Origin of the sequence: Aeromonas sp. S8(2024) (assembly GCF_041403085.1) — a bacterium.
GTDB classification, from domain to species: Bacteria; Pseudomonadota; Gammaproteobacteria; order Enterobacterales; family Aeromonadaceae; genus Aeromonas; species Aeromonas dhakensis.
This window is the reverse complement of sequence record NZ_JBGLRF010000002.1, coordinates 507,176-529,664: the sequence shown is the minus strand read 5'-3', so window position 1 is coordinate 529,664 and position 22,489 is coordinate 507,176. Positions and strand designations below refer to the sequence as shown.

Sequence of the window (22,489 nt, the reverse complement as noted above, 5' to 3'; positions counted from 1 at the left end):
CGATTAATGCTAAGTTATGTTGCAACTCATTTGATACCACTTGGGATCGACGCAGAGCGCCCCCTTCGCGCTCTGCGTTTTGAATGCGGGATATCTGGGTTTACTTTCAATGCATTAACGCTACTCTGGCCAAAACGGCAGAATCGTCACATCGGGTGTGTTCTACGTCATCAGCGAGGCAAGGAGGCTTCAGCTTGCGCAATCACCACCCCTTTTTAGGGTTGAACCGCAGTGCAGGCCTGGTATTGCTCATCGGCCTGCTGCTCTCCCTGCTCGGCACCCTCCTCCTCCATTACAGCAATGACAAGCAGGTGCAAGCCAGCATCACGGCGGCCACGGAGCACGTCGCAGATACCGTCAAGGCGCGACTCGATCTGTATCAGTACGGTCTCAGAGGGGTACGTGGCGCCATCCTGACCGCCGGCGAACATGCCTTCGACAACGAGGACTTCGTTCGTTACAGCCTGACCAGGGATGTGGACAGTGAATTCCCCGGTGCCCGGGGTTTTGGTTTCATCAGGCGAGTGAAGGATGCCGAGCTCGACGACTTCATCCAGCGCGCCCGACGTGATGGGCGGCCAGGTTTCACCCTTCAGCTGCTCTCGCCCTATCGGGGTGAACATTTCATCATCCAGTTTATCGAGCCGCTATCACGCAACAAGGCTGCCATCGGGCTGGACATCGCCTCGGAGCCCTCGCGCCGTGAGGCCGCCCTCGCCGCAATCCGCAGCGGCGAGGTACGGCTGACGCCCCCCATCACCCTGGTACAGGCCACGGGCAAGCCAAGGCAATCCTTTCTGATGCTGATGCCTATCTACCGCACCGTGACCACCCCTGCCACCCCCGAGGAGCGAGAGGCCGCCGGGTTTGGCTGGAGCTATACCCCCTTGCTGATGGAAGAGTTGCTGGACGCCCTGCATCTGGAGAGCCCGGCCTTTCACATCAGACTGATCGATGTGACCGACCCCCGGCATATCCAGCCCTTCTATACCAGTGCCATCGACCACGAGTCGCGCAATCCGCACCACATCTCCATGTCCAGAGCCGCCGAGCGGGAAATTCATGGCCGCCGCTGGCAGATCAGGCTCGACGCCCACCCCCTGTTCGTGGCGCAGCTCAACCAGACCTCCCCCTATGTGGTGTTGTTCACCGGCGGCCTCTTCACTTTGCTGCTCACCCTGCTCGCGCGCATGCGGGCTCAGGGGCAACAGCAACGTCTACAACTCATTGAGGAACAGGCCAGGCTGGCCGCCATCGTGGCCGGTGCCAGTGACGGCATCATCGCCAAGACCCTGAACGGCGTCATCGTAAGCTGGAACAAGGGGGCCGAAGATCTGTTCGGTTACCCGGCCGGCGAGGCGCTGACCCGTACCGACAGCGCGCTGTTTCAGACGGATCACGACAGCGCCAGCGAGAAAGCGCGGCTCGCCGACCTCAGGCAGGGCGTCCGGATCCCGAGCTTCTCCGCCCGGCGTCGGCACAGGGACGGCCATCTGCTGGATCTCTCCATCTCCATCGCTCCCATCTATGACCATAGGGGCAAGCTGGTCGGCACCTCAGAGACCATCCGGGACATCACGGCCCAGAAACAGGCAGAGGCCAAGATCCTGGAGCTCAACGCCAATCTGGAACATCAGGTGGCAGAGCGCACGGCTGAGCTGAGCAAGATCAACGTGTTATTGAGCAACGTCCTGCGCTCCGCCTCGGCGATCTCCATCATAGCGGCCGATCTGGAGGGCACCATCACCCTGTTCAACGAGGGGGCCGAGCAGTTGCTGGGATACAGCGCCGCCGACGTGGTCGGCAAGGAGACCCCCGGTATCTTCCACACCCGCGACGAGATGCAGGCCCGCAGTGTCGAGCTCAGCGCCCAGTACGGCGAGCAGATCAGCGGTTTCCAGGTGTTCGTCTACAAGCCGGAACGGGAAGGGGCGGAGAGCCGGGAGTGGACCTATGTACGCAAGGATGGCAGCCGCTTCCCCGTCACCCTGGTGATCACCGCCATCCGTGATGAACAGGGGATCAGCCGGGGCTACCTTGGCATCGGCCTGGACATCACCGACAGCAAGGCGGCCGAGAAGAAGCTGGCCGAGAGTCTCGAGATCACCCGCGCCATCCTGGACACCGCCGTCAACCCCATCATGACCATGGATCCTGACGGCCGCATTCACTCCCTCAACCCGGCCGGTCAGACCGCCTTTGACTATCAGGCCGGCGAGATCCAGGGCCGACAGGTGCAGACCCTGTTGCAAAGCAGCGATGGGCACGCGCTGGGTGAGGCCCCCCTCGGTGCCCTCAGCGACAGCCAGCTGGCCGCCCTGATGGAGAGGGAGTTTATCGGACGGCGGCGCGATGGCAGCGAGTTCCCGCTGCAGATGTCGATCGGCCGGATGCAGGCGGCGGGCTCCAGCATGTTCGTCTGCATCATGACCGACATGACCCAGCAACTGGCCCAGCGCAACGAGATCCTGTCGACCCGCGATCAGCTGCAGATGGCGGCCGACGTGGCCGAGCTGGGGATCTGGTCATGGGAGCTCGGCAGCAACGCCCTGAGCTGGAACAACCGCATGTTCGAGCTCTACGATCTGCCGCTGACGCTCAGGGACGAGGGGCTCAACTACCAGCACTGGGCAAACCGGGTGCACCCGGACGATCTGGCGGCCACCACCGCCAGCCTGAACCGCGCCGTGGCCGGCACCGGCATCTACGACCCCGTCTTTCGGGTGATGCAGGACAACGGCGATCACCGGGTGATCCAGGCCGGGGCCAAAGTGGAGCGGGACAGCAGCGGTCAGGCGCTGCGCGTCATCGGCTTCAACCGTGACATCACAGCCCAGACCGAGCTGGAGTCCCGCCTGCTCTATGCCAAGGAGCAGGCAGATGCCGCCAGCCAGACCAAGTCCTCCTTCCTCGCCAACATGAGCCACGAGATCCGCACCCCCCTCAACGCCGTGCTCGGCATGTTGCAGCTGATCCAGTACACCGAGCTCACCGCCCGCCAGCTCGACTATGTGGTCAAGGCGCACTCGGCGGCCAACTCCCTGCTGGGCTTGCTCAACGACATTCTCGACTACTCGAAGATCGAGGCCAGCAAGCTGCAGCTCGATCTGCACCCCTTCGACATCGAGCTGCTGATGCGGGACCTGGCCATCGTACTGGACGGCAACCAGCGCCAGAAAGAGATCGAGGTCATGTTCGATATCGACCCCCACCTGCCCAATCTCCTGATCGGTGACAGCATGCGCCTGCAGCAGGTGCTCACCAACCTGGCGGGCAATGCCCTCAAGTTCACCATCAAGGGCCAGGTGGTGATCACCATGGTGCTGCTGGCCCGCCATGAGCAGACGGTCACCATCCGCGTGGCCGTCACCGACAGCGGCATCGGCATCAGCGCCCACCAGCTGGAGCGCATCTTCGAGAGCTTCACCCAGGCCGAGGCCTCCACCACCCGTCGCTTCGGCGGCTCCGGGCTGGGGCTGGTGATCTGCAAACGCCTGCTCAAGCTGATGGGGGCAGAGCTGCGGGTCGAGAGTGAACCTGGCCGTGGCAGCCGCTTCTGGTTCGACATCACCCTGGCACAAGCCGCCCCCCAGTCTCTCAAGGAGGCCTGCCCGGATCTGGCACCGCCCCCCTACATTCTGGTGGTCGACGACAGCGAGCTGGCGGCAGAGCTGCTGCAACGCACCCTGCTGCAGCTCGGCTGGCAGGCCGAGCTGGTCCACTCGGGGGCCGAGGCCGTCCGCCGGGTCGGCGAGGCCCGTGCTCTGGGCCGTCCCTTCGACATAGTGCTGATGGACTGGAGCATGCCGGGCATGGATGGCCTGAACGCCGCCGCCCAGATCCGGCAACAGGCCGGGCAAGACCCAGCCCCCAGAGTCATCATGGTCACCGCCTACGGCCACGAGGTGTTCACCGAGTCGCACCAGTCGGGCGCCACCCCCTTCGTCAGCCTGCTGACCAAACCCGTGACTCCCAAGCAGTTGGCAGAGGCCATCTATCAGGCCCTCCATGGCCAGGACGTCGCGCCCGCTCTCCCTGCCCAGCACACCCGCCGCCTGAGTGGCCTCACCCTGCTGGTGGTGGAGGACAATCTGCTCAACCGCCAGGTCGCCTGCGAGTTGCTGAGCTGCGAAGGGGCCAGGGTGCTGCTGGCCGAATGCGGGCGGGACGGGGTGGCCATGGTATTGCAGCAAGCCCCCTCGTTTGATGCGGTGCTGATCGACATGCAGATGCCGGATATTGACGGGCTGGAGGCCACCCGCCAGATCCGGGCCCACCCGCAGTTTGCCAACCTGCCCATCATCGCCATGACCGCCAATGCCTCGGAAGCGGATCGCCAGCTCTGCCTGGCTGCTGGCATGAATGAGCATGTGGGCAAGCCCATTGCCCTCGAACAGCTGGTCTCCACCCTGCTGGCCCAGCTTGGCAAGGCTGGCCAGCCAGCCCTTGCCCAGCCCCCATCCCCCGCAGCCAGCGAAGCCCTGCTGGAGGCGGAATCCGTCATACGCCAGCGTTTTGACAACGATATCGAACTGCTGCAACGGATCCTGAGCCTGTTCGGCCCCGACATGGCAGAACAGCTGGAAGCCTTGCACCAGGCCATCGCCGCTGGCCAGGTCACGGAGGCCTGTCGCATATTGCACGCCATCAAGGGCAGCGCCAGCACCATGGGGGCCTGCCGACTGGCCACCCTGGCCAAGGCGCAGGAGCAGGCCCTGCTCCACGCCGACCAGCAGCAGGCTGTTGCGCTGCTGGCTGACGCCGGCTGGCAGCAGCTGTTGGAGGAGACGGTGCGGCTCAGCCTTGAGAGCCTCGAAAAAGCTTTCGCCCCGCCCCCCGACACCACCACGCAGCCGGCCGATGATGCCTTGTCCCTCGCCGAATGGCGGGAGGCCATGCAGCGCATCCTGGCGCTGCTGGAAGATGGCAATCTGGCGGCGGTCGAGCTGACCGAGGCCCTGGCACCCAAGACACCGCCACAGTTGCACACCGCCTTTCGCCAGTTTGCCGGCCTGATCGACAACCTGGAGTTCGGCGCCGCCCTCAAGCTGGGACACGCCCTATGCGACAACCAATGATGGAGCCCAAGATGGTCCCCTGGAACCTGCCCACCAACCGTCGCCCCAAACTGCTGATCGTCGATGATCAGGCGATCAACATCAGGCTGCTGCACCAGCTCTTTCGCGAAGAGTGCGAGATCTTCATGGCCACCAGCGGGGAGCAGGCACTTGCCCTCTGCCGCAGCCTGCTGCCAGACCTTGTCTTGCTGGACGTCATCATGGATGGCATGAGCGGCCACGAGGTCTGTCAGCAACTCAAGGCGGATCCCGACACCCGGGACATTCCCGTCATCTTCGTCACGGCCCAGCAGGAGGAGACGGACGAAGAGTACGGCCTGTCCCTCGGCGCGGTGGATTTCATCAGCAAGCCCATCAGTCCCAACATCGTCAGGGCCAGGGTAAAGGCCCACATCACCCTCAAGCTGCAGGGGGACTTGCTGCGCAACCTGGCCATGCTCGACGGCCTCACCGGCATACCGAACCGGCGCCAGTTCGATGATGAGCTGATGCGGCAGTGGCGCCAGGGTTGCCGGGACAACACCCCCCTCTCCCTCATCATGCTCGATGTCGATTACTTCAAGCGCTACAACGACCGCTATGGCCATCAGGCCGGCGATCACTGCCTGCAGGCCATCGCCGCCGTGCTGGCCGAGCGGCTGGGCAGGCCGCACGATCTGGTGGCCCGCTACGGCGGCGAGGAGTTTGCCTGCGTGCTGCCCAACACCCCCCTGGCCAGCGCCGTCCATCTCGCCGACAGCATGTGCAGCGCCGTGCGCGAGCTGGCCATCGAGCACCTCGCCTCAGAAGTGGCAAGGGTGGTGACCATCTCCCTTGGCGTGGTCTGTACCATCCCCAGCCAGACCGGCACGCCGCAACAGCTGCTGGAGGCGGCCGACCGCCAGCTCTACCGGGCCAAAGAGGCAGGACGGGCCAGAGTCGCCGCCGATGGCGAGGGGGTGTGACTCCTCTGCCGTGCCTGCCCCAGTCCAAATCAGGAGTAAGAGCAGGCCGCTGGCGAGTCCCGCCCCGCCAACGGCCTTGCCGTTTGCACTGACAAACTGCTGATTAAAGGTTCATTGTGCGCCGCTCTTAGGTAGAATCGCCGCTTTCGATCACCATCCAACCGGCGGGAGGGGCACAATCTGGCAATGAACCTGATCCGACCCCTGCTGCTGCTCTGCCTGCTGCTGCCCCTCTGCGCCCAGGCGCTCACCCTGCACAGTCGCCCCTACCTGCAAAGCCCCCCGGCGCCCGCCAGCACGGCTGACCAGCCCTGGCTCGCCGAAATGACGGCGCTGCGGGTCGGCGTGCTGCGCCACGACTATCGCCCGTTTGCCATGATCGGGCCCGATGATCACTTCGAGGGGATCGCCGCCGACTACCTCGACATCCTGGCCAGGGCGCTGCAAAAACCGGTGAAACTGCGGGCATTCAACGATACGCGCAGCGCGCTGGCGGCGCTGCGGGCCGGGGATCTCGACCTCGTCAACCTCGGCAACCTCAACCTCGGCGCGGCCGAACAGGCGGGCATCGCCCTCAGCCGGCGCTATTTCAGCAGTGCCCCCGTCTTCTCGGCCCTCGCCGCCGAACAGGGGCCGCTGCTGCTGCCGGGCCAGCGGGTCGCCACCGTGCGAGGCTACGTGAACGAGGCCGCCTTCAAGCGCTACTACCCGGATCTGGTGCTGGTCAACTACCCCTCCAACGTGGCGGCCTTCGATGCGGTCTTCTTCGGCCACGAGCCGCTGCTGCTAAGCGACCCCCACTCCCTGCACTACCTCAACAGCGAGCGCTTCGACAAGATCCGCCAGCGCGGCCAGGCGCAGCCCGCCATCGCGGCGGACGGCTTTCGCTTCGCAGTGTCGGCCGCTCATCCCGGCTTGCTGGCCCTGCTCGACCAGACCCTGGAGGGGGTGAGCGACGTCACCCGCAGCCTCATCTTCAACCAGTGGAACGGCCCCATCCGCGACATCATCGAGCGCCCCAGCGATCTCTACAGCCGCGAGGAGCGCGCCTGGCTCGCCAGCGCCGGCCCGGTGAAGGTGTGGCTGATGGACGACCTCTACCCCTACGGGGTGCGCGACTACGACAACCAGCTCACCGGCATGTCGGTGGAGATGCTGGAGAAGATCAGCAAGCGCTCCGGCCTGCGCTTCGAGTTCGTCAGTTACGGCTCGGAGCAGGCCCGCAAGGAGGCCCTGCTCAGGGGGGAGCTGGATCTCATCGGCGCCATCTCCCGCCCGGTGGCCGAGGGCTACCGGCTGCGCCCCTCCCTGCCCTACGCCACCGACGACATCTATGTGCTGGTGGCCCGCAAGGGGGATTCCTTAAGCGGCGATCTGGCACAGCTCGCCGGCAAGCGGGTGGGCAGCACCATCTACAACCCCATCGCCAGAGGACTTGGCGACAGCCAGGTGAGCTTTCTGGAGAGCGCCGACGAGGCGATGGAGGCGGTCAACGAGGGGCGCCTCGATGCCGCCATCGTGCCGCTCTATTTTGCCCAGCATGCGGTGGAGGGGGGGCGGCTTCAGCAGATCCGCATCGCCGGCCCCGCCGACGACCAGCCCATCCGGATGGGCTTTGCAGGCCTCTCCACCAACCGGATGCTGATGGACATCATCGACAAGACCATCCTCTCCATCGCTCCCAACGAGCTGGCGATGATGAGTTACCAGTGGCGCAACCGCAAACTGCCGGCTCCCACCTTCATGGAGCGCAACGCCCCCTACTTCTACTTGTTGCTGGCGGGGCTGTGCGCCGTCGCCCTGCTGCTGTTTTACCGCAATCGCATGCTCAACCGGCTGGCACGCTCGGAGCAGGCCTCCCGCCGCCAGCTGGAGGAGCACGTGCGCTTCATCGAGGCGCTCGGCGAGAGCCTGCCCCACCCCATAGTGGTGCGCGACAAGGGAGGCAAGGTGATCCTCTGCAACAGCAAGTACCTGGCCACCCTCAACGCCCCCATCGAGCGGGTACTCGGTACCTCGTTTGCCGAGGGGCTCAAGGGGCTGCTCGGCGCCGAGGCCATCGCCGCCCTGGAGCAGGATTTTCAGCAGGTGCTGCGAAGCGGCAGCCCCATACTGTCGGATCGCATCTTCAGCCAGCGCGGTCCGCGCCAGTTCGTCTACCACTGGATGGTGCCCTACTTTGACTACCGCGGCGCCATCAGCGGGGTGATCAACGGCTGGATCGACATCACCGAGCGCAAGACCATGGAGGAGGCGCTGCGCCGCGCCAAGGAGCAGGCCGACCGCGCCAGCCGGGCCAAGAGCGACTTTCTGGCCACCATGAGCCACGAGATCCGCACCCCCATGAACGCCATTCTCGGCATGCTGGAGCTGGCGAGCCAGGATCCCGCCCTCGCCCGCCACACCGGCGAGCAGCTGCGCATCGCCTCCGAATCCGCCAACGGCCTGCTCGATCTCATCGGCGACGTGCTGGACATCTCCAGCATCGAAGCGGGCCAGCTGACCCTCGCCCCCGAGCCGTGCGAGCTGGCGCCCCTGCTCCACTCGGTGGCCCGCGCCTGCAAGGGGATGGCCCAGCAAAAGGGGCTTGGCTACCGGGTCGAGCTGCCCCCCCTGCCGCGGGTGCTCATCGACCCGCTGCGCCTGCGCCAGATCGTCTTCAACCTGCTCGGCAACGCCATCAAGTTCACCGAGCGGGGGGAGGTGAGCCTGCAGGCCAGCCTCACGGGGAGCACGGAGCAGCCGCTGCTGCACCTCATCATCCGCGACAGCGGGGTGGGCATAGCCCCCGACAAGCTGCCCGGGCTGTTCAGCCCCTTCTACCGCGCCCACGACCCCTACCAGTTCGCCGGCACCGGCCTTGGCCTCAATATCGCCCGCATGCTGTGCCAGCTGATGGGGGGCAAGATAGCGGTCAGCAGCGAGCTTGGCAGCGGCACCGAGCTCAGGATCCGGCTGCCGCTCACCCCGCTGGCCGCCCCCCTCGAGCCCCTCGACGCCGCGTCGCCGCCGGCCGTGCCACTGCTTGTGCCCTCCCCCTGGCCGTTCGCGCCAACCCCGCTGCGGGTGCTGGTGGTGGACGACAACCACGCCAACCAGGTGCTGCTGCGCCAGCAGCTCAAGCACCTGGGCCACGAGGTGTGCGTGCGCGGCAACGGCGCCGAGGCGCTGCAGGCCAGCCAGAGCCAGCCCTTCGACCTCGTCATCACCGACTGCCAGATGCCGCTGATGGATGGCTTCGAGCTGACCCGCCGTCTGCGCGCCCGCGGCCACACCCAGCCTATCTGGGGCTTTACCGCCCACGCCACAGCGCGCGAGCGGGAACTCTGCCTGGCCGCCGGCATGGACGACTGCCTCTACAAACCCATCGGCCTGGCCCGGCTGCGCACGGCCCTCGCCAGCCTAGAGCAGAGCGGCGCCAGCGCTCAGCCCCAACTCTGATGATCCGGGCCAGTTGGCAGGGTTCTGCGCCCCGTCCATTCTGGCCTGCCAGCCCGATCCCCGTCACACCTTCGCATGCCTGTGCCGACCCGCGGCCTCTCTAGACTGGAGTCTGCCAGCGGCAGGGTGTGTAATAGCCGTTTGTTTTCAGCAGGCGCGCACATCATGCAACTCAAACCCCTTCTCAAGGGACGCTTTCAGCCCCACTGGCAAGCCGGCCACGATCTCATCGAACAGGTGGTCAGCTCCTGCATCACGGAGCGGCGTCTCATCCCAGAGGGGGAGCCCCTGATGCACCAGGGCGAACCGCTGCGGGATCTGGTGCTGGTCAAGAGCGGCCGCATCGCCATGGGCCACACCGCCATGAATGGCCGCCGCTTTCAGCTCGGCACCCTGGAGTGCGACCACCAGCTCTTTGGCGAGATGGAGTTCTTCACCGGCTACCGCTGCCAGCTCGACATCATCGCCGAGGAGCCGCTGGAAGTGGCCCGCATCGACGGCGAGCAGCTGGAACAGGCGCTGGTCGCCCACCCAAAGGTGGCGCTCTTCTTTGCCACCGCCATTGCCATCGACTATCAGGACACGGTGGATATCTTCACCTGCCGCATGCTCTACCCCATCAGCTACAACATCGCCCTCGACCTCTACCACAGCCACTGCCACCACAACCCGGTGAGCGGCTTTCGCAAGGGGTATCAGGAGGCGGAACGCTTCGGCACCACGGACCGGGTCTACCGACGGGCGGTGAAAGAGCTGATGGATAAAGGATTGGTGGAGCGCGGTGAGGAGGGGCTGCAGATCCGTGATCTGGCGGGGCTCAAGGCCTTTCTGGAACAGCCATAAGTCGCGGGCATCAGTTGCCGCCTGAACAGCAACAAGCGGAACAGCAACAAAAAAAGGGGCGGTTTATACCGCCCCTCTTGCTGTTTACGCCCCCGCTCAGGCGAGACAGGGCTGCGGCCGGGCCATGCGCAGCGACGCCACCAGCATGGCGAGGATCACGCCATAGATAAGCGGGATGGCGTACATCACCGCCTGCAGGCCGATCACCTGCTCGAACAGGGCGCTGATGGCCGGGCTGAACATGGCCCCCGCACTGCCGCTGATGAGGATATAGGAGACGTTCTTGCTCGATGCCTGCCGCACAAACGACACCCCGTAGGCGATAAAGGCGTTGTAGAGCGCGGCGCAGACAAAGCCGTAACCATAGGTGAGATAAGGCAGCTGGCTCAAGTTGTCGGTGGTGACGATAAGCGCCGTCATCCCCATCGCCAGGGTGATGATCACCAGCAGGAAGGTGCGGATCGCAACGCGGGTCACGATGGCGGTCGACACCAGCGCGCCGAGCAGGGCCGCCGTCCAGTACTGAGTGATGATATTGCCCGCCTCCTCGAAGGGGATGCCGAACTTGTTCTTCACGAACATGGGCGCCCAGGTGAGGAAGGTGTAGAGCGCCAGCATGCCGAGAAAAAGCCCCAGCCCGCCGCTGATGATGCCGAGGTTCCACTCCGAGTGCTCGTTACCGGCGCTCTCGCCGCCCGCCTCGCAGCTACGGAAGTTGGTCAGCACTGCCACCAGCATGGTCGCCAGCGCCACCACCCCCACCGCCAGATAGCTCCAGCTCCACGCCATGGCGTGAGTCAGGGTGTAGGTAGTGATAAGCGGGAAGACCACCCCGGCCACGTTGAAGGTGGCATCCTGCACCACCAGCATGGTGCTCTGCATCCGCGCCTGCCATACGCTCACCACCAGGGTCCCTGCAATGCAGAGCCCCACCCCGCCACACAGGCCAATCACCGTCATGGCCGCCATCACCACATAGAGCGAGCCGGTCAGATGGAGCGAGGCCGCCGCCAGCGCGATCAGGCCGTAGCAGAGCAGCGTCATCCGCTTGAGGCCCACCTTCTCGATGAGGAAGAAGGCGGCAATGGTGCCCGCCAGCGCCCCGCCGTTGAGCAGGGAGAAGATGGAGGCCACCTGATTGACGTCGGCGCCGAACTTGGCGGCGATGGGGTCGATCAGCATGCCGAACTGGGTCGCAAAACCGGCCATCACGAAGTTGGCCAGGAAGCTGATGGCAGTGAGGGAGAGCTTATTGTTCATATTGGATCTCTCATAGGGTAAGGGTGCGTGCAGGGTTGGGCGGGCTGCGGCGCTTACAGCGCGGTGTGCAGCGCCAGCTCGATCATCTGGTTGAAGGAGAGCTGCCGCTCTTCGGCAGTGGTCTCTTCACCGGTCAGGCAGTGGTCGGAGACGGTCAGGATGGCGAGCGCCTCGATCCCCTGCTGATGGGCCAGCCCGTAGAGACCGGCCACCTCCATGTCGATGCCGAGCACGCCGAACTTCTCCAGTGCCGGAATCAGGTTTTCGTCCGGATCGTAATAGAGGTCGCCGGTGAAGATATTGCCCACCTTGACCGGAATGGCCTTCTCCTGCGCCTTGGTAAACGCCTTGTGCAGCAGGGCGAAATCGGCCGAGGTGGCCATCTGGTAGCCGGCGCTGCGCTTGGCGTTGGTCGGGGAGTCGGTGCCCGCCGCCTGCGCCAGAATGACGTCACGCATCTGCACATGGCGCTGGGTCGCCCCCAGACTGCCGATACGGATGATCCGCTTGACCCCGAAGTCGTTCACCAGCTCGTGGGCGTACAGCACCATGGAGGGGATCCCCATGCCGTGGCCCATCACCGAGATACGCTGGCCGTTGTAATAACCGGTGTAGCCCAGCATGTTGCGCACATTGGTCACCTCGCGCGCATCGGTCAGAAAGGTCTCGGCGATATAGCGGGCCCGCAGCGGGTCCCCCGGCATGATGACGGTCTCGGCGAAATCGCCAGGGTTGGCATTGATATGAGCGGTCATTGTTGTTGTGCTCCAGTTTGACTCGTGTGGATGAGGGCATCCTAGCCCCCGCCCCCTCGCCCCTTGCAGGACAAAAGTCCTGTTGCCCCGATCGAGATCCCAGTTCCGGCAACTTCTCCGAGGCTGCCCCCGCTTACCCCCCTTTACCGCCGCTCAGCTGCCCCCGCACAACCCAGCCCTGCCCTACCCTGTCCTTGCGTCACCCGTTCAGCGATAACCCCTGCGCCCCAAAATAGCGCGGGGGGCCATCAGGCCCCCCGCAAACACACCGGACAAGAAAACCCCTTACTTGGCGGCGCTATCCTTCACGCACTTCTGGACAAAGCTGTTCTTGGCCGCGCCCGCCAGCTTCTTGTCGGCCGCCGCCTTCTCGCACTTGGCCGCCGGATCCATCGCCGCGCCCGTCTTCACGCACTTCTGGATAAAGCTGTTCTTGGCCGCGCCGGCCAGCTTCTTGTCGGCCGCCGCCTTCTCGCACTCGCCAGTTGCGGCGCCGGCGGCATCTTTCACGCACTTGCCGACAAAGCTGGTCTTGGCGGCGCCCGCCAGTTTTTTGGCCGCGGCCTGCGCCTCGCACTGCAACTGGGCTGCGTCGTTGGCAAAGACCGGATTGGCCAGCAGCACGCTGCCGCAGAGCAGGCCGAACAGGATGGCAATACGCTTCATATGACGTTCCTTATTGTGATGTGTTGGCATGGTGACCTGTTTGCATGGTGATGGTTTGCAAATAGCGGTTATTGCAACAGCTGATTGTTACCGCAGATCCCCCGCCTCGCCAGCCAGGGCCACGGAGCACAGGGCACAGGGCACAGGGCACCATAGCCGCACTATAGCGCCGATTGGCTAAGCGAGATTCTCCCCGGCCAGCTCAGTCTCAACAGCAAGCCAACCCCATCGGCCCCGCGATGCTCGCCGACCCCAATCAAATCAAGGGCCATAGGAATCCCTCTATCTGTATCTGCCATTTTTTGAGCTGGCGCATAAAACGCAGATATTCCTGATAGTTACGTCAATTTTTGACTGGTGAGACCAGATTCGATTGGCTTAACATAGCCATCCGGTGCCTATTGCTGCGATGGGCTGCTGCCCTTGCTGGTTAATGGAGCATATTGGAAGCTGTAATCCACGGGCGGTAGCGTAGATTTACTGTTCTTAGCAATTATTAAATTTTCATAGCCATGAAATTGTAAACACTTAGTGTGTAACTATTGTTGGTGGCAGTTATCATCAATATTTTCACAAAAAAAATCAGCGAAATAGTTATATCAAATAAGGTTTTTTATGCGCGTATTTATATCTCACTCAAGTATAGATAAAGAATCACATGTCAGGCCAATCGTAAATTGGCTTGGAAAAGACAATGTAATTTATGATGAATTCTCTTTTGAAGAGGGAGAAAAAAACCTTGACGAAATAATAAGCGGCCTAAATGAATCAGATATTTTCCTGTTATTAATATCTGATAACTCACTAAATTCAAAATGGGTTAGAAAAGAAATAACAGAGGCATCACAGTTAGAGCAAATAGGAATCATCAATAAAATCCTCCCAATAATAATAGATAAAAACATCACTTACGATGACCCAAGAATTCCGAAATGGATGAGTGAAAGCTATAACTTACAATATGTTGGAAGTAGTAAGATAATTGCTAGAAGAGTAACCAATAAAATCAATGATCTAATATGGAATAGATACCCTAAAATTAAAGCCCTACACGATATATATGTAGGTAGAAACGAAGAAATCAATGATTTCGAAAAAAGGATTTTTGATTTCAAGCGCATAAAACCTATTGCGATTTTTTGTTCTGGTATAAATGGGGTCGGCCGAAGAAGCTTTCTCCATAAAGCATCGCTTAAAACTAAAATTATTAACTCTCCTCATCGACCACCATCTATAACTCTCAATAGAGATGATTCTATTGAAGACTTTATTATAAAATTAAATGAACTTGGCTTCATAGACCTTGAAGACCAAATTCATTCACTTTCCATCAAGGATATTGAATCAAAAATCAACCTTGTATGTGACATTGTAAAATCAGCTTCTGATGCTCGCGAACGTATATGGATTGTCGATGAAGGTTGTTTGGTAAATTATAAAAGAGAAGTCAGCTCATGGTTTCAACTAATTCTATCTAAACTGGAAAGTTTAAACACTACTTTCTTTATCGCCTCATTATATGCCGTCCACCCAAGGAACAGACCAAGAAACGATCTAATTCATTTTATTGACCTGTATGAACTTAGCGAAGATGAGCGACAGTGGTTATTTGTTCAGCTATTAGAAACGACAGGTGATTCTTTATCACATGATAAAATACTAGCTGTCCTAAGCTTAGTCTCTGGTATACCAGAACATGTAAGGTACGCACACAGAATAATATCTGAAACATCACGATATAAGTTTGACGACAAACTTTATCTTATTAATGACTACACCAGAGAGAAAGCATCATTAATATTGAAAGAATATCATGACAATGCTGAGGCTCTTGATTTAATAAGACTAATTGCACAGTTCGACATGATATCAACATCATTCTTATCTCAAGTCGTAGATATTAGAAAATTTAATGATCTGATCGATGACTTTAGCGCGAGAAATATAATTGAGTTCATGGGGCTAGACAATGAAATAATAAAGATGAATGACCTTATTAGAACTTACATGGTAAGGAATAGATTACACATAAGAGATGAATATGCCAATGCAATAGCATCTTATGTAGAGAGAATTGTTAATGAAGATGACCTATTACATCTTGACTCAACAAAATATACTTATGCCATAAAGGAAATATTGAAGTCAGGAGGTAAGATAGACACAAAATACATAATTCCATCCCACTATTTGAAATGCATGAAGGATATTTACCACAATCATGGCGACATGGCTCAAGTGATAAAGCTTGCATATACCGCCCTTCAGAAAAAAGATTTCATGCTACCAGAGATAGTACAAGACATTAGATATTACTTATGTCTTGCACTAGCAAGAAGTAAAGATAAGAAAATGCTCTCAGAAGTTCAAGAGATACATGGTGATGAGCATGATTTTCTCTTAGGGTTCTATTACAGAAGAGTAGGGAAATATAGTGATGCACTACGAGTTCTTTTGAAAATACAGGATGCACCGTATGTAGGCGCTAGGGCAAAAAGAGAGTTGGTACAAGTTTACCTCTATTTGGAAGAATATGATGACGCACTTATGCTTGCGGAAAGAAATTATCAAGATAACATTTCTAATCAATTTCACATCCAAGCATACTTCAACTGCCTAATATATTCAAAGCATGCCCATAGCAAGAAAGAAACCCTTTCAAAACTGATTGGTGAATTCTCAGAAATTGATTCAGAACAAGCGCGAGAGATGGGTATAATTAGTCAATCTCTATTTCTGGCAAAGATTGAAAGCAAGTTCTCTGATGCATTAAAATTAATAAAGACTTGCAAGATAAAATTTCCAAAGAGTCACTATCCACTTTTAACTTGGTGCGATATAGGGCTAATGTGCAATAATATAGAAGAGATGAACATTGCAGTTTCAGAACTAGAAAGGTTAGGTAAAAACAATGTATCGTCTCGCACATTAAATAAATATAAAGCGTATACACTAGCACTTGATGGACATGTAGACAAAGCAATAAAAATAATTAGTGCAGATATAAATTCATTCCCTGATAAATCAAGAGAAAGATGGATACAGAAGCTACACGAAATATCTAGGCCAAATGTTGCAGTAAAATAAAAGTAGATTATCTTTAATATTTTACCCTCATAGACTAAAAAAGGATGGTGCTAAAATGCACCATCTTTTTTATTTCCCCTCGCCTGTTTTTCTCTTAATTATCAACCTCTACTCTCAACCAATACTCCCTTTCAACCCCTACCCTGGCTACAAAGGCGGGATCGTGGGAGACCAGCAGCAGGGTGCCCGGATAGTCGGCCAGCACCTGAATAAGCAGCTGGCGCGAGGGGTGATCCAGATGGTTGTCCGGCTCGTCCAGCAGCAACAGGTCGGGCAGTTGCGCCAGCACCATCAAGAGGCCCAGTTTTAGCCGCTCGCCGCCGCTCAGGCCGTTGCTGGGTTGCAGGGCGCGATCGCCGCGCAATTGTATCCCCGCCAGCCGGGTTCTCGCCTCGCTCTCGGAAAGAGTCGGTGCAACCGCCAGCAGGTTGGCCAGCGGGCTGAGGTCTCGCGCAATCAGGCTCAGCCCCTGATCGAGACAAGCCAGCCGGCCATTGATGCGAAAGCTGCCGTCGTCGGGCGCCAATTCACCGCGCAGCATCTGCAGCAGGCTCGATTTGCCGCTGCCGTTGCGACCGGCCAGCAGACAGCGCTCCCCCCGCTGCAGCACCAGGCTTACCTGCTGACCATGCCAGCGCCTGTGGCGCGCCGCCGTGATCGCCAGCGGCTGGGCCGCCCCCTTGCGATCGTGCTCTGCCGGCCACTGCATGACAAGCGGCTGCACCGCCGCCAGCGCGGCTGCCGCCTGGGCGCGAGCCTCCACCTGGGCACTGTGGCCCCGCTGGTGGCGTTCCAGCACCTTGCCAAGGGATTTACCCGCCTGCTCCGCTTTGAAATCGAGCAGGATCTTGGCCTGGGAGCCACGCTCGCGCCGCCCCTGACTGGCTCGTCTGGCCGCCTGTTCTCGCACCTTTTGCACGCTGCGCGCAGCCGCCTTTTCACAGCGCTCCGCCTGCACCAGCCGGGCGCTGCGGGCAGCCTGCAGCTCGGCCTGCTGCGCCAAAAATGCCTCAAACGAGAGGCTGGCACTCTGCAGCCCCTGCTCGCTCAGCTCCAGTATCTGGCTCCCTTGATTGAGCAGGCGCCGGTCGTGACTTACCAGCAGATAGCCACCACTGTGGCTGGCCAATCGCTGGCTCAGCCACGCGATGCCGCTGGCATCCAGGTGGTTGTCCGGCTCATCGAGTAGCAGAAAGTGAGCAGATCTCGCAAACAGCGCCAGCAGGCGCAAGCGGGTGAGCTGGCCGCCGCTCAGGGTGCTGACCGGGGCATGGGCATCGAGTCTGAGGCCCGCCTCTGCCAGCAGATCGGCAAGATCGCTGCGCAGGTTCCAGCGATCAGCCAGCCGCTCGAAATCGTCCAGGGCGCAGCTCCCCTGCTCGATGCGCTCTAAAGCCCGCAGCGGCTCGCCCCAGCCAATAAGGTCGGCCACGCTGGCTGCGTCATGAGCCTGCGCGGGCGCAAACTGGGACAACCAGCTGATGGGGGTCAGCCACTCAATCTTGCCAGAAGCCACGCGGCGCTGACCCGCCAGCAGTTCGAGCAGCAGGCTCTTTCCGATGCCGTTGCGGCCGATCAGGGTGCAGCCCGCAGCGGGCAAAGTGAAGGTAAGGGGCGCAGTGCAGGCGCCGAAGGGCAGCTGCAAGGCGTTGATATGACATGCGATATGGGTCATCTGAACTCCTGTGGGCCAATGCGAGAGCCGCAGGCCAAGAGCCAAGCCAAATGACAGGGACACGTGTCCACAAGTGGGAAAACAAACAAGGAATCAGCATCAACCTGTCACGGTAAGACGCACCCGCTCTCCCTGGCGGGAGAGGAATCAAAAGCGGGGTGCGGACAGGTTAAATGCGCATCGGAGGAAGTACTCATATATCAGAAGAGCCAAGAGGCTAACCCGGCGAGTGCGGGCAGGTCAACCGCCATGACCGGGTTCACGCAGCTATGCCGCTGAATTTTCACCCACAAAAAGCCTCGTATGAAAACCAGTCAAGAGAGGCAATTCAATACCCATATGGAGCACAATTGATGACTGACTTGATCTAGACTGTGCGCTCTTTTTTATTCGGGACTCGACAATATGAAACGCGCTTTCTTCGCCGCTCTGACCATGCTGGCTGCACCTGCCATGGCCGAACAGACCATTGCCCACCACTTCGCCACACTGGAATACCAGCGGATCATCGATGGCTGCCAGATGTATCGCCTCAATACCCCGCAAGGCGCGACCCTGCTGTTCGGACACAACTTCAATGACACCGGCGTCAATGCGGAGGGAGGTGCCTCTGCCGGTACCATGGATCTCTACTCCTACATGTATTCCGACCCGAAATATCGCAGCTACTTCCTGCGGGGCACCAATAATCTCTATCAGCCCTCCACCAGCGACTCTTATACCTTTATGACCCTCTCCGTCGGGGCCGGCAGATCACCCGACAACTTCATGTTGTCCCAGCGCAAGAACATCGAACGGGCGACCTCTTACTCCAGCGGCGATACCCAGCTCTCGATGCATTTCTACGACGGACAGGATCAGCCGAAATATGACAAGGCGATGCCGAAATATCTCTCGCTGTGCGGCAGCAATATTGCCTCCTTCGACTCATTGACCAGCCTTAGACTGCGCATCGCCAGCTCCACCATCAAGGTGCAGTACCCAAGATTCAACCAGCCTGCCGGGATCAAGGCCAGCAATGATCTGGTCAGCGAAGTCCAGCTCGCCTGGAACAATGCCGACAACAGCGCCATCACGACCCGTCAGCATAAATACACCCGCATCTCCCGCGCCGAGAAACTCGACAAGCCGCAAGATCAGAAGTTTGTCGAACTGGCCAAACTCGGCATCAACGACGACCGCTATATCGACATCAATGGCGACCAGAATCCTCTGATCCCGGGCAAGGAGTATGTCTATCAGGTGCAGTACTGCGACGATTACGACTTCTGCGAAGCAAGCCCTCAAGTGATTGGTAAAGCCAATTAAGCAGCACGCTATCGAAGCAATAAAAATCCCCCGCGCTTGGGGGATTTTTATTTCCTGTTTATCCTGTTTGGCGAGTCACTATCTGCGCCGGCGCTCGCTATCAGCGGTTCTTGAGCGCCTCCACCCTGGCGATCAGGATGGCCATAAAGCCGGAGATGATGATCAGCCCGATACTGACAGGCAGCATAGAGACGGCGTAAGGAACAACAATTGCGCCACCGACCAGAGAATCCGAGAAGATGCTCAAGGGCAGCGGCAACAAGATTAACAGTGCGATATAAACCAGCACCCTGGCGATCACCAGAGGGGTTTTAAGAGATTGCGTTACGACTCTTCGGTACGGCCACATGATGGTTTGCTCCCTGATCCGTTATTATCCGGCCATCGGCCACCAACCCTGAGCAGGGTCCCGGCCTTGTTCGTCCATGATGGCTTCATGCAGCACCCTGATTAACAGCCACCGAACGACTGGTCAAGGGACTCCCCATCGGCGGCTTTTTCCCACGATTTTTATTCTTCTGCGCGCCGCCACTATGGCGGAGAAAACCTACAACAAACCGGCGCCGCACCACAGCAACCTCTAACAACTGTTTCTATATCAGCAGCTTGTTGATTGCCTGCCATTCGGGGGCTTGTAGCAGCCCCCACTCTGGGATAGCCCCTGGGAGCGTTCAGACAGAAGGCGCGGGGTCCGCCGCGGCCAGCAACGCAGTGCCATAGGAGTTGTCTATGGTGCAGCGCCACTGCCCATCGGCTTCTTTGCGAAACACATAGGTGGCGCGGCGGGTTTCCTCAGTCAGGCTCCCCTGACCATCGGGGTAATTGAGCCGGGTCTCCATGATCACCAGCGCATTGTCGGCCCCCTCGATCACCTCCATGGCGCCCTGCTCCACCTTGAGCTGCCCCTGAAAGTAATCCGAGATGGCAGTAAAGGCGCCGCGGATAGCGGGAATGCCGCGCACCACCATGTCGGGCTTGACCACCAGGGCGGCGTCCTCGGCGTAGAAGACCATCAGGGAGTCGAAATCGCGCCGGGAGATGGCGGCGTCGCAGGTCTCGATGAGAGTTCGAAGGGGATGCTGACTCATCTTCACTCCTTATGGGGCGGCTTGCTCGCCCTGTCATGAATAGAAAGCAACGGATAGAAAAATCCCCCGAGCTCGGGGGATTGGCAATCAACTTAACCGAGCAGGAAGGCCCTTAGCGGGGCAAACTCCGCCGGCAGATTGTGGGACAAGAGCGGCAGCACGGCGTGCTTGGCGAGCGGCCCCGGCAGCGGCACGTCCAGCCCCAGGATCTCGTCCACCGACTCCTTGAACTTGGCCGGATGAGCGGTGCAGAGGAACACCCCCACTTCGTCCTCGGCCAGCTGTTCGCCCAGCAGATCCCAGGCAATGGCGCCGTGGGGCTCGCACAGGTAATCCAGCTGGTGCAGGCGTTTGAGCGCATCACGGGTCTGGGCATCGTCACGCATGCCTGACCCCAGGGTCTCCAGCGCCCAGCCTTTGCGACGGCACAGCTCTTCTACTCGCGGCCAGTTGTTGGGGCGGCTCACATCCATGGCGTTCGACAAGGTAGCGACCGTCTGGTGCGGATCCCACTGACCGGTTTTCAGGTAGCGCGGCACGGTATCGTTGGCGTTGGTGGCGGCGATAAAGCGCTTCACCGGCAGCCCCAGCGCCTTGGCGATTAAGCCTGCGGTGAGGTTGCCAAAGTTGCCGGACGGCACGCTGATGACCGCCTTGGCGCGTTGGGCTTTCGGCAGCTGGGCCACCGCCTCGAAGTAGTAGCAAACCTGGGCCAGCAAGCGGCTGATATTGATGGAGTTGGCGGAGTTCAGGCCGATCGCCTTTTTCAGCTCTTCGTCATCGAAGGACTGCTTCACCAGCGCCTGGCAGGCATCGAAGTCGCCGTCGATGGCGATGGTGCGGATGTTGCCCCCCAAGGTGCAGAACAGCGCCTCCTGCAGCGGGCTTATCTTGCCCTTCGGGTAGAGGATCACCACCTCGATCCCCTCCAGCCCGTAGAAGGCGTGGGCCACGGCGGCGCCGGTGTCGCCGGAGGTGGCGGTCAAGATGGTGATCTTGTCGTTGGTTCTAAACGCCGCAAGGCACTGGGCCATAAAGCGGCCGCCGAAGTCCTTGAACGCCAGGGTCGGGCCGTGGAACAGTTCGAGGGCATAGGTGCCGTCTTTCAATTTGACCAGCGGTGCCGGGAAGGTGAAGGCGGCCTTGACCAGCTCGTGCACCTGAGGCGCGGGCACTTCGTCCCCCAGCAGGTGACTGAGAATGTGGGCGGAGCGCTCCACCAGCGGCAGATCCAGCAGGGCATCCACATCGGCCAGCGGCTCAAGCTGCTCGGGGAAGAACAGACCCTGCTCGCGGCCCAGACCCTGACGCACCGCCTGGGCGAAGCTCACCTGTTCACTCTTGTCCTTGATATTGTAAAGATTCATAGCTCGCTTCCTGTTACCCGTGCCCCGGCCATGTCGAGTTTGCAAACCCGGGCAAATCCATCTTCGTTCTGCACGAAATGTGCATCCATCCAATCTTTCATCCGCTCGGCCTGGGCCAGATCCTTCATCACCACGAACACGCTGGGGCCGGAGCCCGAGATGCCGGTGGCCAGCGCCCCGTTCTGGGCGGCCTGGGCCCGCACCTCGGCAAAGCCTTCAATGAGCGCCGCACGGTAGGGCTCGGCAATCACGTCTTTGAGTACACTCGCCGCCAGCCCCTCCTGCCCGGTGTAGCTGGCGTGCACGAAGGCGGCCAGCCGGCGGCCATAGGTGAGGCAATCCTGGCGGCGATACTGGGCCGGCAGAATGGCGCGGGCGGCAGCGGTGGAGACGACTGTGCCCGGGTAGCAGACCACCCAATACCACTGCTCAAACACCGGAATGCCCTGGCTGATGACGCCGTGCTCTTCCAGCACCAGCTGCATGCCGCCCAGATAGCAGGGGGCGACGTTGTCATAGTGGACGGAGCCGGAGATCTTGCCTTCCATCTCCCCCATCAGCAGCAGCAGGTCATGTTCATTGAGGGGCGCGCCGTGAAAAGCGTTCAGCCCTTCGAGTGCCGCCACCACGCTGCAGGCGCTGGAACCCAGACCCGAGCCCACCGGCAGGTTCTTCTCCAGCACCATCTCGAGCGGCTTGAGACCAAGGCCCCGCTTCTCCAGCGCCTCGCCATAGGCGAGCCAGCAGTCATGGAGGATGTTCTTTTTCGGGTCAGCCGGCAACTTGTGGGCGTAACGGCCCACGGAGGAGAGAGCAAACGGCACATCGGCTGCCTTGACCTGGACGCGATCCCCGAGCAGAGATCCATCCACGGGGGCGAGCGCCGCCCCCAATACATCGAATCCCACGCTCAGGTTGGCGCTGGAGGCGGGGGCATAGGCCACCACGCTGCTGCTCTGGTACATGTCTGAACTCAT

Annotated in this window: 14 protein-coding genes; 6 read left to right on the top strand and 8 right to left on the bottom strand. The window is 59.9% G+C overall.

Going from position 1 to position 22,489, the window contains the following annotated elements:
• Positions 1-194 precede the first annotated feature (194 nt).
• The 4 genes from ACB031_RS06980 to ACB031_RS06965 all read left to right on the top strand — a co-directional run bounded on the left by ACB031_RS06980 (position 195) and on the right by ACB031_RS06965 (position 10,306).
• Complete coding sequence (locus ACB031_RS06980) at positions 195-5,078, top strand: PAS domain S-box protein (protein ID WP_371139254.1); 4,884 nt, start codon at positions 195-197, stop codon at positions 5,076-5,078.
• Between the two features lie 11 nt (positions 5,079-5,089).
• Positions 5,090-6,022 carry a diguanylate cyclase gene (locus ACB031_RS06975; RefSeq protein ID WP_371139253.1) on the top strand — a complete coding sequence of 311 codons (933 nt, stop codon included), beginning with the start codon at positions 5,090-5,092 and terminating at the stop codon, positions 6,020-6,022.
• Between the two features lie 186 nt (positions 6,023-6,208).
• A complete protein-coding gene (locus tag ACB031_RS06970) occupies positions 6,209-9,463 on the top strand; it encodes a response regulator (RefSeq protein ID WP_371139252.1) in 3,255 nt (1,084 codons plus the stop codon).
• 165 nt (positions 9,464-9,628) lie between these two features.
• Positions 9,629-10,306, top strand: coding sequence for a Crp/Fnr family transcriptional regulator (locus ACB031_RS06965; protein WP_371139251.1), 678 nt, complete (start codon positions 9,629-9,631; stop codon positions 10,304-10,306).
• Between the two features lie 96 nt (positions 10,307-10,402).
• On the opposite strand, the gene tsgA is transcribed toward ACB031_RS06965, so the two are convergent.
• The 3 genes from tsgA to ACB031_RS06950 form a co-directional block, all read right to left on the bottom strand.
• Entirely contained in the window at positions 10,403-11,566 is a 1,164-nt protein-coding gene (tsgA, locus tag ACB031_RS06960) for an MFS transporter TsgA (protein WP_029304101.1), read from the bottom strand.
• A 53-nt stretch (positions 11,567-11,619) separates the two neighbouring features.
• Entirely contained in the window at positions 11,620-12,321 is a 702-nt protein-coding gene (gene deoD, locus ACB031_RS06955) for a purine-nucleoside phosphorylase (RefSeq protein WP_005303072.1), read from the bottom strand.
• Between the two features lie 285 nt (positions 12,322-12,606).
• Positions 12,607-12,987 (bottom strand): hypothetical protein, encoded by a 381-nt coding sequence (locus tag ACB031_RS06950; protein WP_026139209.1) that lies wholly within the window; start codon positions 12,985-12,987, stop codon positions 12,607-12,609.
• A gap of 615 nt (positions 12,988-13,602) precedes the next feature.
• Here ACB031_RS06950 and ACB031_RS06945 point away from each other — a divergent pair.
• Entirely contained in the window at positions 13,603-16,074 is a 2,472-nt protein-coding gene (locus ACB031_RS06945) for a TIR domain-containing protein (protein ID WP_371139250.1), read from the top strand.
• Positions 16,075-16,168: 94 nt separating this feature from the next.
• Here the strand turns inward: ACB031_RS06945 and ACB031_RS06940 are convergent, their stop codons facing one another.
• The gene (locus tag ACB031_RS06940; RefSeq protein ID WP_371139249.1) at positions 16,169-17,749 is read right to left on the bottom strand and encodes an ATP-binding cassette domain-containing protein; all 1,581 of its coding nucleotides are present in this window, start codon (positions 17,747-17,749) and stop codon (positions 16,169-16,171) included.
• Between the two features lie 405 nt (positions 17,750-18,154).
• Between ACB031_RS06940 and ACB031_RS06935 the strand changes: the two genes are divergently transcribed.
• Positions 18,155-19,057, top strand: coding sequence for a hypothetical protein (locus tag ACB031_RS06935; RefSeq protein WP_371139248.1), 903 nt, complete (start codon positions 18,155-18,157; stop codon positions 19,055-19,057).
• A gap of 100 nt (positions 19,058-19,157) precedes the next feature.
• On the opposite strand, the gene ACB031_RS06930 is transcribed toward ACB031_RS06935, so the two are convergent.
• The 4 genes from ACB031_RS06930 to thrB form a co-directional block, all read right to left on the bottom strand.
• Positions 19,158-19,406, bottom strand: a complete 249-nt coding sequence (locus tag ACB031_RS06930) for a hypothetical protein (RefSeq protein WP_017782001.1) — start codon at positions 19,404-19,406, stop codon at positions 19,158-19,160.
• 322 nt (positions 19,407-19,728) lie between these two features.
• The gene (locus ACB031_RS06925; protein ID WP_319909764.1) at positions 19,729-20,145 is read right to left on the bottom strand and encodes a nuclear transport factor 2 family protein; all 417 of its coding nucleotides are present in this window, start codon (positions 20,143-20,145) and stop codon (positions 19,729-19,731) included.
• 92 nt (positions 20,146-20,237) lie between these two features.
• A complete protein-coding gene (thrC, locus tag ACB031_RS06920; RefSeq protein ID WP_371139247.1) occupies positions 20,238-21,512 on the bottom strand; it encodes a threonine synthase in 1,275 nt (424 codons plus the stop codon).
• Complete coding sequence (thrB, locus tag ACB031_RS06915) at positions 21,509-22,489, bottom strand: homoserine kinase (protein WP_017765729.1); 981 nt, start codon at positions 22,487-22,489, stop codon at positions 21,509-21,511. The genes thrC and thrB overlap by 4 nt, the downstream gene beginning before the upstream one ends.